We start from the raw sequence: 11,114 nt of genomic DNA, 5'->3' as shown, positions 1-11,114 counted from the left end.
GAACTTAATGATATCCGAAGAAATGATGATCCTTCCTTATCGGTTCTTTATGGTATATGACATAAAACGCAATCACACAGATAAAAACTGATAACAATGAACCGGCTGCTGTTGCAAGTCCCATCGGAAACAATGTTGTCTTAAATAGCCTTGATGTCAGATAAACTCCCGGAATACGAACCAGTACAATTGCCAGAATGTTATGTAAGAATGACAATCCGGATTTTCCACAAGCACAGAAATAACCGCTGAAGCTAAAATGAATACCTGCAAAAATGCAGTCAAAAATATAACCTCGCAAATACTGACTGCCAAGCCTTATCACATCTGCTCCATCTGATGTATTTCCATCGGTAAATAAAGCTACGATTGATCCGGCGGTAAATTGAATTGTAATAGTTGCCAATATTCCGAATCCAGCTGCAATCAACACAGCATACCTCAGTGTTGCAATTGCTCTTTCTGGTTTATTTGCTCCGATATTCTGTGCCCCAAGAGCTGAAACAGTTGATAACATAGAAGACGGAACCAGAAACAGAAAGCTTATAATTTTCTCTACAATGCCAACGGCAGCTGCATCGTTTAATCCTCTCTGGTTTGCAATAATCGTTATCACAATAAAAGCAACCTGAATCAGGCCATCCTGCACAGCAATTGGAATACCGATATATAATATTTTCCCCATTACCTCACGATAAGGTTTGAAATCTTTCTTACTTAGCACAACACTTTTTCTTTTTATAATAACAATCACTGATACAAGCACACTGATAGCCTGTGAAATAGTCGTTCCAAGTGCAGCACCCGCAGGACCAAGTTTAAGTGCTCCCATAAAAAGATAATCCAATACAATATTTGCAATACATGCCACGACTATAAAATACATCGGACTTTTACTGTCTCCCATACCTCTGAAAATGGCGCTGATGATGTTATACGCCGTGATAAATGGAATACCAATAAAACAGATTGTCAGATATGTGACCGTACCATTTACAGCCTCCGCAGGGGTAGACATTACTGATACAATAGGGTGTACCAGCATAAGCAGCAATGCCATTCCAACGATAGCAACTCCCATAAATAAAACTATGGTATTACCAACTGCCTTAGATGCCTGTTTTTTATTATCAGCTCCAATTGCCTGTGCAATACTTACTGTTGTTCCCATCGCAAGACCTACAATCATAACAGTAATCATATGCATGATCTGCGAACCGACAGATACCGCAGTTGTGCTTGCTACACCATCATATTGCCCAATAATAAACAAATCTGCCATTCCATAGAGTGTCTGCAAAAAATAGGAAAGCAGATATGGAAGGGAAAACAAAATTACATTTTTGAATACACTTCCAGTTGTAAGATTTTTTTCCATAGCATTTTCCTCTTTCTTATCTGATATGAGCATATCATAAACTCTATATCGGTTGTAGAGTCAATAAACATTTGCAAATTTTATAATTTAATTCTGTATGCAAAGTAGATTGCGATAGTTGTACGCATTATTTCCACAACAATGCTGATTTTCTATATTTTTCTAGCATTACCTATTGTCCTCCTGGTTTTACAGATATATCACATCATATAATTATCACTTCTGGTTATTTACTGCATTCCATAATTATCTTCTCACACCTGGCATATCCAAGCTGTGAACTGTTCAGGCACAACGTATAATTACTGGCTTTCCCCCATTTCTGCTCCGTGTAAAAGTTATAATTTGTCATACGTCTTTTATCTGTGTCTGCCATCATTTTGACAGCTTCCTTCTCTTCAACATTATATAAGCCCATGATGCGCTGTGTTTTTTCCGGCATATCCCCATATCTGTATATAGACGGGATTTTTGGGATCATCCTCAATCTTTTCTCTAATATTTCTAATATGGCTCATAACAATGTTGTAATCACCGACATAGGGTTCTTTCCACACAATGTCATATATCTGTTCCTTACTAAATACTCTGCCTGGATTTCTTGCTAATAAATGCAGAATTTGAAATTCTACACATGTAGCCTTAACTTCTTTATTTTCTCGATATATCATTCGTTTTGAAACATCTATTTCCATTCCTTCAAAAACTAATTTTGTGCAAAAATTATCTTTTAACATCTGCATTTTATTTTCAAAACCATCCAAAACTGACATAACTGCATTTAATAGTTCGTCCTCATTTTCCTCAAGGGAAAGTAATAATAATTTAGCTATAATCTTCCCTCCTTAGTTTGTTATTCATAAACTTCCGCCTAAAACATTATTCATCGGAGCAATTACAAGTAATTTAATGTCCTGAATCGGTATATCCAAGCGTATCTATATATTCTTCTAAGCAAATTCCTTGAGAATATATTTTCGATGCAGCTTCTTTCCCGACATATCTGTAATGCCAAGGTTCATTTATAACACCTGTTATATCTGTCTTATTTGAGGGATAACGCTTTATAAACCCATATGTATGAGCATTTTCCGCAAGCCAATTATAAACATCATCACTTGAACTTTTTGTAGTATCTGCATTTATATCGACTGCAATGCCAAGCTGATGTTCACTTGTTCCAGGAATCGCCACCCATTGCTCTGCAAGTTTTTTTGCTTCTGACTTTGATTTTCCCTCATTTTCATATGCTTCTATTTTTTCGTCCATTAGTTGTTGCTGTTCTTCCTGTGTCCTATATCCCTCTCTGACAAATAAACCATACCCTTGCGCCCTTGCGTCATTAAACATTTCCTGCAATTCTGGATAAATTCTGGAATCTACTTTTTTCCCATTTGATAATTCTGTAAGTTCTACTTGATAATCATCAGGAATATAACTATCGCGATTTACAAGAATCAGATTCCAACCATTATCTTCACTGGCGACATGATGTGTTATATTATCAAGAGAGAGTAATGTAAAATCTGAATTAAGTACCTTGCCTGCCATCATACATAAGATGATTAAAAATAACAGGCTAAATAATATTTTTACTTTATGGCTTTTTCGTCTTGTATATCGCTTCATTTATTTTATCTCCGTTTTTTTGTAAACCTTATACAGTACAGGTAGAAGAATCAAACATATCACGGCATATACAGGAACAATAACCGTTGCAATTGTTGTTACTTTACCTCCCAATGTTACAAGTCCAGCTTCTTTAATATCCAAATAAATTTCTAATAACTGGTCAGGGAAGAAAGAGCATAATCCCGGTAAAGTAATAATTCTGCTTAAAAACGGAAATGCACATAACACAATAAACGGTACAATAATCGCGGTTGGAGTAGAGCGTGTAAGCGCTGATACCAACATTGCAAGTGTAGAAGCAAATATCGTTCCTATATATCCACCCAAAACAATAAAAAGATATGCCTGTAAAAAAGTAATATTATAAACACTTCTCCACAAATCTAATTGGATAGGGCAATTTGCACCGTCTACACCTAATACGAAAAGTACAATAAACGTATATAGAAGTACAAAAATCACATAAAATCCCGTAGTAATACAAAAACCTGCTCCTACCTTTGCGGAAATTCCTCTACTTCTTCCAAATCTGGTAGAGAAGAAAATAGAATCTGCTTTTGCCTGAAATTCGTCAGAAAATATTCCAGATACAAAAAATCCTATCACTAAAGCCAAAATCAGTATAAAGGTTGATATATTTTGCAGTAACGCAGCCCAACCGTCCATATATTCATAGTAAAAGGGTGTTTCTAAATCTTCATACTTCTGAATCATAAAATCTTTTTCTTCTTGTGTAAATGTTTCCTCTCCAGAATCAAACCATTCTTTTAAAGCAGAAATTCTTCTTTCATAGATAGCTCCAACTTCATCATCAGAAACATTATCAGCCGCATAATAATTATAATCCCTGTATTCACTGAATGCCTGACCGATTACATCAATAATGCTTACAATTCCCTGCTTTTTTGCGTATGCCTTATTTTGTTCCGTAATATCGTCAGACAATGCTTCTTTAGAATTGTTAATTGTCCTGTTTTCTTCAAGAGCCTTACTTAAAGTATCTTCCGCCAGGTAACCTTTCCATTCATTTTTCGCTTCTCTTAAATCTCTTGCAGCCGAAATTCCAACAAAATGATTTCCTTTTTCATCAACATATTCCACCTTGTTAATCGTTAAAACACTGGTTATCACAAGTATTACAAATAATACAATAACAGCCATTCTATTTTTTGATTTAGAAAACACTTTTTTTATTTCATAACGCAGCATTTTCATCACCTGCTTTCTCTCCAAAATAATATAAAAATACATCTTCCAATGACGCTTCTACACGCATTGCATTCTCAACCGGTTTTTCGTGAGAAATGATTCGCAGCATAACCTGATTCGTTTCTGATTTCATATTAGAAATTTTATATTTTTCCATAAAATTCGGAACCATATTTTTAGGTACAAGACATTCCCATACTGTCTCCGACATAGAATTTATCAATTCGTCAATGCTTCCTTTGTGCAGAATTTTTCCGTCTTTCATCAACCAGATTTCATTTGCAATATACTCGATGTCTGAAACGATATGTGTAGATAATAACACCAGTCTGTCTTCTGAAAGTTCACTGATCAAATTGCGAAATCTGATTCTTTCATTTGGATCAAGTCCTGCTGTTGGTTCATCAAGTATTAAAATCTTAGGATTATTCAACATAGCCTGTGCAATTCCGGCTCTACGCTTCATACCTCCGGATAATTTTTTCATTTTTTTATGAGCTGCTTTTGAAAGACCAACCTTAGCGATCAATTCTTTCACTCGCTTTTTTGCAACAATAGGACGTATTCCTTTTAGTGCTGCAATATAAAGTAAATAATCCTCTACCGTAAATTCAGGATAAAAGCCAAAATCCTGCGGTAAATACCCCAATAACTTGCGATATTCACTGTCCATACTGAAAATATCTTTTCCATTACAGCATATCGTTCCGCTTGTTGGCTTTAAAAGGGTACACAACATTCTCATTAAAGTTGTTTTTCCTGCTCCATTTACACCTAAAAGACCATATACACCATTCGTCATAGTGAGATTTATATGATTAACTGCTGTAAAATCTCCAAACTCTTTCGTTAAACCATCAAGTTCTAATTTCATAAAATGACACCTCCAAATATTGATTACAATTCTTTAAAATACGGTATATAGCAAAACCAAGAAAAATCATTGCTAAACCAAACAGCATTAACCATATAGGAACTGTAACCATAACATATATGTTTTCATTTAAAACAATGAAAAGCCATAATGCACTCCATATAACACACAGAACAATCGCAACCGTTTCACTAAAAGAGCGCTTGCTGCACAAAATTCCGAAACAGATACAGGCAGTTACGCAAAGCGGAAAAAGAAATTGAACAACTAATTCTGATAATTCATAATGCAGACCTGCTGACGCGGCTCCTAAAAACAAAGTGATGAAAAAAATATCTGTAACACCAAATAACAGCATACGTGCTGCATATACTTGTTTTAGTGAATAATAAGAGACTGCTTCTATCTCCATACATTCGCATGACCTGTTTTTCCACAGTTCCGGAATAATAAGGATTACAAATAGTGCCGCAACTACGCCCATACTTCTTTTTATATACATTTCATCATGGATAGAATTTAAAGCAATCCATAATGCCACTAAAATTATAAATTGAAGAACCCACCATCTTTTTTGTATGACACGAAGCTGTATCCACAAAAAATCATGATAAGAAAGCATTCGTTCCTGTTCTGCCATAAAAAAAGCATTTTTTGATTTACAGATTGTTTCCTGTATTTTTTCTTCGCTTGCTTCAATCTTTTCTTTCTGATTCATGTAATTCCTCCTTTCCGAGAAGTTCTTTCAACTGTTTCCTTGCTTTTTGCAAACGATACTTTACCAGTGGAAGCCCGATTTGCAATTTACCCGAAATTTCTGTCAGTTTTAGCTCTTGAAAATAATAAAGCGTAAGCACTTCTCTTGATTCGTCTGGAAGTTGTCCTAAAACCTGTTCTATCAAAACTCTATTCAAAATCTGTTCCGTTTGATTTTCTTCTGCCTGATTTCCTTCCAGAGACTCATTTTCTTCCAACAGTATTTCTTTTGTTTTTTTCAAATAATCTTTGCAAAGATTACCTGCTATCGTATATAAGTAATTCAATGTTTTTCCTTTATAATGATAGTCGGGCAATCTTGTAAAAAAACGTATAAATGTTTCCTGCGTTAAATCTTCCGCATACGTTTTATCGAAACAATGATGATGACAGTAGCTTAAAATTTCTTGATAATACTTGTGGACAAATAAATCAAAAGCATTATCATCACCTTGCTTCATTTTCCTGATTAGTAGAAAATCATTATACACAAAATCCCCCTTTCTCATTTTTAGAAGTTCAAAATATTTATCACATTCTATAATGTATAACGATTGAGAACCATAAAAAGATAGTCAAAACCAAGTTTTTTATTTTCGAATTATGTGAACAATCTCAAACATATTTCATTATTATAACTATCTGAGCCAATAGCCTCAACTATAATAGCAAGCACAGCCTGTGTCATGACACATGCGAAATTCCCCACACTTTCCTATCGCCTATGTAGTTGAATTTCCATAGGGAAGTATCCCTAACCCTCTCTCGATTTTTCTTCGGTTATTCTTCATTTTACCGTCGAAATGCATTGACCTTTCCTGCCGTTTTTGCTACAACTTGCTATGGGTAATTACACCCCAAATTAAATAAAACATGAAACAGACTGTTGTAAAAATCGAATATTTTACAGCAGTTTTTTTGTACCCAAATTTAGAAAGGACGTGACTCAATGGCAAACAGAAACCGCACCAATCCGGTGCAATTTTATTTTATCTCAGTAATGATGAGCAATACATTCTCAATACCAAGTTCAAAGCATCCGGCATGAAAAGCATGTCAGCTTTCTTACGCAAACTGGTTTTATATGGATATGTGTATGATGTCGATTACAGTTATCTGCGAAATTATAATACAGAGCTTGGACGAATCAGCTCAAGTCTGAATCAGATTGCAAAGCGGGTAAACAGTACCGGAAACAGCTATCAAGACGATATGAATGAAGTAAAGGAATTGATGAATGAAGTATGGCATACACAAAAATCCATGCTATCAAAGCAACCGTTGATAAAGCAATAGATTACATCTGCAGTCCCGACAAAACAGATGAGCAAATCTATGTTTCATCTTATGCGTGTGCGCCAGAAACAGCAGCGATTGACTTTAAGTACACCCTTGACCATTGCAGGGAGAACAGTCCTAACAAAGCCTATCATCTGATACAGGCTTTTGCTCCGGGAGAAGTTAGTTATGAGGAAGCTCACCGCATTGGAAAAAAACTTGCTGACAAGGTTTTAGAATGGAAATATTCGTATGTTCTCACCACACACATTGATAAAGGACATATTCATAATCACATCATATTTTGTGCTGCTGATAACATCGAGCATAACAAATATCACGACTGCAAACAGTCGTATTACCACATCCGGAAACTAAGTGATGAACTATGCAAAGCTCATAACCTTTCCATCATCATTCCGGGTGGTGAACGTGATAAAAATACAAAGAATGGCAGTCTGATCAGAATGGCTCTACTTGGAAAACCCAGCTTAGAAGGGACATCAATTTTTGCATCAAGTCAGCTTCCATATACGAAGATTTTTTACTTTTAATGAAAGTCAAAGGATATGAAATTAAAAGGGAATCTTTTAACGCTCATTACACAGCTCTATGGAAGCACACGCTGTTGCGTCCGGTCTTTGTGCATAGATCAAAAGCTGTTCCCGGAACGGATACTTATATAATCTCGCCGCTGTGATAAGGTATTTCATCCATTCCTCACGATTTTTGACAACCTCGGCTGCTGTCTCTTTTTCCAGAGCCGATATAAAATCATATTTTCTCACGTACGCAGTTCTCCTTCCTGTCATAGATACGACAAAAAGGCAGCCACATACACTACATGACTAGCTTTCCTTTACTTCACGTTACATTCCTATTCCGTTATGCCAAAGCTGAAAGTCTTACTCTCAGCCGCTTTCTTAGGCATAAACCTTACCTTAACTTCCACAACCCTCCCCTCTAATGCCTGAAACATAGCGTCTACCTGTTCCTGTGTGTATTCATAGAAACTGCGATTCGCAAGATTTTCCAGTCTGCCAATGGCATCCACCGCCTTATTCATGCGGTACTCGCCAATACGGATAAACTTCTCCGCCTTTGTCTCATTTTCTTTTGCAGCTGGCTCTCCCTGCGTTTTCTCTGTTGTCATTGTTACATTTGTTTCTTCCATGTGATTTTCCTCAATTTTTGATAAAAAAAGAGAGCGTACAGGTTTTCCCATACGCTCTGACGCTGTGTTGATATTAAGTTTTGTGTGGTATTAGTGTTTCTCCGACAAACTTGAAGTTAGCGATTTCTTTTTCCGGTATTCTCTGTCCCACGGATTTCCTCATGATAGAAATAATCTACGATCACCGGATGTCCCTGCGGGACTCTGCCATAAGGCATTTCATTATCCACAAAGGCACAATCATACTTCTTAGCCATTTTCTCAGCTTTTACTTCAAGTGCTTCAAAGTAGCTGCGGTTATGCTTGTTATAGATCTCGTCGTAAAGTGGTACAAGATCAGGATATTTTCCGGCGATATAATCCATAATTGTCTTTTTGAAACCGCCTCGAAGATTGAGATTTTCGAGCCAGAACAGATCGCACTGATTCTTTACCCGCTCAAAGATTGCTTCAAAATCCGTGATACCGGGGAATACCGGGGATACGAAACAGACTGTACGGATACCTGCCTCATATACCTGCTTCATAGCAGCGATACGGTGCTCAATGCTCGAAGCAGAATCCATATCGTTCTTGAAATTTTCATCTAGTGTGTTGATCGACCATGAAACGGTTACACGTCCAAGCTTCTTCAACAGATCAATATCCCGTACCACAAGATCCGACTTTGTGCAGATCAGAATATCTGCGTCACTGCCGATCAGCTGCTCCAGAAGTTTTCTGGTATTCCCGAATTGCTCCTCCTGTGGATTGTAGCCATCTGTCACAGAACCGATGACCACCCGCTGTCCGGCATATTTCTTCGGATTTTTAATTTCCGGCCAATGCTTCACATCAAGGAAAGTGCCCCATTCCTCCTTGTGCCCGGTAAAGCGCTTCATAAAAGAAGCATAGCAATACTTGCAGGCATGTGTACAGCCCACATAGGGATTGACCGAGTAACCGCCTACCGGCAGACTAGACTTAGTCATGATATTCTTTGTTTCCACCTCACGAATGAGGATTCCATTTATTACTTCTTCCATGATTTCTGTACCTCTAACACTTTATTAAATTCTTCCGGCATTTCCTGAATCATATTTTCATCCCCTATGATAGGGACAAGGTCTTCCTTCATAAACACCGGAATGCCGAGCTTATGTGCCTGGTCCGTCAGAGACCATGCCCATTCCGTTTCCGTATGAATCTTCCTACTCTGAGCTCCGGTCATGGTGCCGACAACGATCCAATTGATTCCAGAAAGGTCAACTGTGCCGGGATCATCGAATAACGGCTCAAAGGTAACATGGTAATGTTTTGCTCTGACGTTTTTCCGAAGGGCGTCGATACGCCATCGTTCTACTTTCCTCGTCACCGTAACGCCAAACCATGCGTTTTCCAGATCGGTATCAAAATCCAGCAAATCAGGTCGCTTGGTAAGGAACAGGAACTGATGATGTGGATTTTCACGGATTTTTTCAAATACCTCGTCTCTCCATTCTGACTTCCAGCCGGAAAGATCTCTCATGCCGGTAAGAAGAAAGTTCTGCGGACGTTTCTTTTCCATCATCTTGAGCTTACCCGGAAAGAATTCAGGGTCAGCAAAGTCATCAATCATATGCCAGCGTTTCACATTATTGCGGGCATAGCAATATGCACATCCCACTGTACATCCGATGACGATATTCATGTTTTGAATCTGATCTTTGATACAAATACTCATAATTTCTGCCACTCCTCAAGATTCTTTCTGATACGGTCGAGGTATTCCTCAAACTGGGTAATTTCTTCCTCCGAAAAACCCTTGTAGTAAATACTGCCCATTTTATCAGATACAGAATCGTATTCGTCCTTTAAGGCATATGCTTTTTCAGTCAGAAACAGGAGTGTTTTCCTTTTGTCCGTTTCAGACTGAACACGTCTTATCAGCCCTTGATTTTCCATTCTTTCCAGCATCGTAGTAAGAGAAGTTATCGCTAATCCACATTTAATCGAGAGTGACCTGATTGAGATTCCATCTTCCTGCCACAGTACATAAAGAATACGCCCCTGGGCTCCGTTAAACGCATCAATATTCTTTTCGCTGAGAATCTTCTCAAAGATTCGATCTCCAAGTTGTTTTATTTTGGTAACAAGAAATCCGCCATTCATTTTCATACAAAAACTCCTATATAGTAGTTTATTAAAAACATACTATATAGGAGCTTTATTGTCAACAGTTTATATGTCTTAATAGGTAAATTCCGTTTTTTTCAATTCTCCAAACCGGAATTTTACGGTCTATCAGACTTTTTATTTACAGTTATACTATCGTTTCATTTTTCGTCTTGCCTTAATCTTTCCTAAAAGTCCAGAAAGATACATTGCAAGGACTATTAACATACCACAATCTAACCCAAGACCTGCACTTGCTACTCTTTCATAGACACTTCCAGGTGTATCTAGTCCTGTAAATTCAATAATCACAAACGCAATCATTCCTATTATTGCAATAACCGTAAGTACAAATAACTTTCCTTTAATTTTTTGATTAATTGTCTCTGTATAATCAGATAATTTCAATACTGTTTCTTTTATTTCTTCATTCATATTCTCGCTTTTCCTTTCTCCGTCAATGATTTCAGGTATACTAACATCATAAAGTTCAGCCAATTCAGCCAACAAACTAATATCAGGCATATTAGAACCTGTTTCCCATCTAGAAACCGTTCGGCTTGAAACTTTTATCTTTTCAGCAAGCTGTTCCTGTGTAATATTCTTTTCTTTCCTAAGTTCTTTTAAGAAACGTCCAATCTTTTTCTGATCCATACTGTTTCCTCCTTTCATTGACAGAG

The 11,114-nt window shown here is 37.1% G+C and carries 13 protein-coding genes and 3 pseudogenes; 2 read left to right on the top strand and 14 right to left on the bottom strand.

Features of this window, described 5'->3' with window-relative positions:
* Positions 1 to 4: 4 nt before the first annotated feature.
* The 8 genes and pseudogenes from WMO42_RS04535 to WMO42_RS04500 form a co-directional block, all read right to left on the bottom strand.
* Positions 5 to 1,411 (bottom strand): MATE family efflux transporter, encoded by a 1,407-nt coding sequence (locus tag WMO42_RS04535; RefSeq protein WP_349191653.1) that lies wholly within the window; start codon positions 1,409 to 1,411, stop codon positions 5 to 7.
* Between the two features lie 193 nt (positions 1,412 to 1,604).
* Positions 1,605 to 1,841, bottom strand: a pseudogene (locus WMO42_RS04530) (cytidylate kinase family protein); the annotation flags it as partial.
* Positions 1,783 to 2,151 (bottom strand): winged helix-turn-helix domain-containing protein, encoded by a 369-nt coding sequence (locus WMO42_RS04525; RefSeq protein ID WP_349191652.1) that lies wholly within the window; start codon positions 2,149 to 2,151, stop codon positions 1,783 to 1,785. The pseudogene WMO42_RS04530 and the gene WMO42_RS04525, both read right to left, overlap by 59 nt.
* Positions 2,152 to 2,284: 133 nt before the next feature.
* Positions 2,285 to 3,007, bottom strand: a complete 723-nt coding sequence (locus tag WMO42_RS04520; protein WP_349191651.1) for a M15 family metallopeptidase — start codon at positions 3,005 to 3,007, stop codon at positions 2,285 to 2,287.
* Positions 3,008 to 4,225 carry an ABC transporter permease gene (locus WMO42_RS04515; RefSeq protein ID WP_349191787.1) on the bottom strand — a complete coding sequence of 406 codons (1,218 nt, stop codon included), beginning with the start codon at positions 4,223 to 4,225 and terminating at the stop codon, positions 3,008 to 3,010. It abuts the gene before it with no gap.
* The gene (locus WMO42_RS04510) at positions 4,206 to 5,093 is read right to left on the bottom strand and encodes an ABC transporter ATP-binding protein (protein ID WP_349191650.1); all 888 of its coding nucleotides are present in this window, start codon (positions 5,091 to 5,093) and stop codon (positions 4,206 to 4,208) included. Before WMO42_RS04510 ends, WMO42_RS04515 begins: the two co-directional genes overlap by 20 nt.
* Positions 5,077 to 5,811 carry a hypothetical protein gene (locus tag WMO42_RS04505; RefSeq protein ID WP_178544386.1) on the bottom strand — a complete coding sequence of 245 codons (735 nt, stop codon included), beginning with the start codon at positions 5,809 to 5,811 and terminating at the stop codon, positions 5,077 to 5,079. Before WMO42_RS04505 ends, WMO42_RS04510 begins: the two co-directional genes overlap by 17 nt.
* The gene (locus WMO42_RS04500) at positions 5,789 to 6,340 is read right to left on the bottom strand and encodes a sigma-70 family RNA polymerase sigma factor (protein ID WP_178544387.1); all 552 of its coding nucleotides are present in this window, start codon (positions 6,338 to 6,340) and stop codon (positions 5,789 to 5,791) included. The genes WMO42_RS04505 and WMO42_RS04500 overlap by 23 nt, the downstream gene beginning before the upstream one ends.
* 458 nt (positions 6,341 to 6,798) lie before the next feature.
* Here WMO42_RS04500 and mobC point away from each other — a divergent pair.
* A pseudogene (gene mobC / locus WMO42_RS04495) lies at positions 6,799 to 7,145 on the top strand (plasmid mobilization relaxosome protein MobC).
* Positions 7,094 to 7,716 (top strand): annotated as a pseudogene (locus tag WMO42_RS04490) (relaxase/mobilization nuclease domain-containing protein); the annotation flags it as partial. The pseudogenes mobC and WMO42_RS04490, both read left to right, overlap by 52 nt.
* Before the next feature lies 1 nt (position 7,717).
* Here WMO42_RS04490 and WMO42_RS04485 read toward each other — a convergent pair.
* The 6 genes from WMO42_RS04485 to WMO42_RS04460 all read right to left on the bottom strand — a co-directional run bounded on the left by WMO42_RS04485 (position 7,718) and on the right by WMO42_RS04460 (position 11,088).
* Positions 7,718 to 7,915, bottom strand: coding sequence for a hypothetical protein (locus WMO42_RS04485; protein WP_349191794.1), 198 nt, complete (start codon positions 7,913 to 7,915; stop codon positions 7,718 to 7,720).
* 89 nt (positions 7,916 to 8,004) lie between these two features.
* Positions 8,005 to 8,301, bottom strand: coding sequence for a hypothetical protein (locus tag WMO42_RS04480; RefSeq protein ID WP_308800768.1), 297 nt, complete (start codon positions 8,299 to 8,301; stop codon positions 8,005 to 8,007).
* Between the two features lie 116 nt (positions 8,302 to 8,417).
* The gene (locus WMO42_RS04475; RefSeq protein WP_055173883.1) at positions 8,418 to 9,326 is read right to left on the bottom strand and encodes a radical SAM mobile pair protein B; all 909 of its coding nucleotides are present in this window, start codon (positions 9,324 to 9,326) and stop codon (positions 8,418 to 8,420) included.
* Complete coding sequence (locus WMO42_RS04470) at positions 9,314 to 10,003, bottom strand: radical SAM mobile pair protein A (protein WP_349191649.1); 690 nt, start codon at positions 10,001 to 10,003, stop codon at positions 9,314 to 9,316. The genes WMO42_RS04475 and WMO42_RS04470 overlap by 13 nt, the downstream gene beginning before the upstream one ends.
* Positions 10,000 to 10,437: a radical SAM mobile pair system MarR family transcriptional regulator gene (locus tag WMO42_RS04465; RefSeq protein ID WP_349191648.1), complete on the bottom strand. Its 438-nt coding sequence runs from the start codon at positions 10,435 to 10,437 to the stop codon at positions 10,000 to 10,002. Before WMO42_RS04465 ends, WMO42_RS04470 begins: the two co-directional genes overlap by 4 nt.
* Before the next feature lie 150 nt (positions 10,438 to 10,587).
* Positions 10,588 to 11,088, bottom strand: coding sequence for a helix-turn-helix transcriptional regulator (locus tag WMO42_RS04460; protein ID WP_349191647.1), 501 nt, complete (start codon positions 11,086 to 11,088; stop codon positions 10,588 to 10,590).
* Between the last annotated feature and the right edge of the window lie 26 nt (positions 11,089 to 11,114).

The organism is Lachnospira sp. CLA-JM-H23 (assembly GCF_040096425.1).
Classification (GTDB): domain Bacteria; phylum Bacillota; class Clostridia; order Lachnospirales; family Lachnospiraceae; genus Lachnospira; species Lachnospira rogosae.
Note: the sequence above shows the minus strand (reverse complement) of the source record. Positions and strands in the feature narration are given on the sequence as shown.

Coding starts and splice junctions, on each gene's coding strand:
- WMO42_RS04465 (WP_349191648.1), bottom strand. CDS start 10,437: ATGAAAATGAATGGCGGATTTCTTGTTACCAAAATAAAACAACTTGGA.
- WMO42_RS04520 (WP_349191651.1), bottom strand. CDS start 3,007: ATGAAGCGATATACAAGACGAAAAAGCCATAAAGTAAAAATATTATTT.
- WMO42_RS04535 (WP_349191653.1), bottom strand. CDS start 1,411: ATGCTCATATCAGATAAGAAAGAGGAAAATGCTATGGAAAAAAATCTT.
- WMO42_RS04505 (WP_178544386.1), bottom strand. CDS start 5,811: ATGAATCAGAAAGAAAAGATTGAAGCAAGCGAAGAAAAAATACAGGAA.
- WMO42_RS04460 (WP_349191647.1), bottom strand. CDS start 11,088: ATGGATCAGAAAAAGATTGGACGTTTCTTAAAAGAACTTAGGAAAGAA.
- WMO42_RS04475 (WP_055173883.1), bottom strand. CDS start 9,326: ATGGAAGAAGTAATAAATGGAATCCTCATTCGTGAGGTGGAAACAAAG.
- WMO42_RS04515 (WP_349191787.1), bottom strand. CDS start 4,225: ATGAAAATGCTGCGTTATGAAATAAAAAAAGTGTTTTCTAAATCAAAA.
- WMO42_RS04525 (WP_349191652.1), bottom strand. CDS start 2,151: ATGTCAGTTTTGGATGGTTTTGAAAATAAAATGCAGATGTTAAAAGAT.
- WMO42_RS04470 (WP_349191649.1), bottom strand. CDS start 10,003: ATGAGTATTTGTATCAAAGATCAGATTCAAAACATGAATATCGTCATC.
- WMO42_RS04480 (WP_308800768.1), bottom strand. CDS start 8,301: ATGGAAGAAACAAATGTAACAATGACAACAGAGAAAACGCAGGGAGAG.
- WMO42_RS04510 (WP_349191650.1), bottom strand. CDS start 5,093: ATGAAATTAGAACTTGATGGTTTAACGAAAGAGTTTGGAGATTTTACA.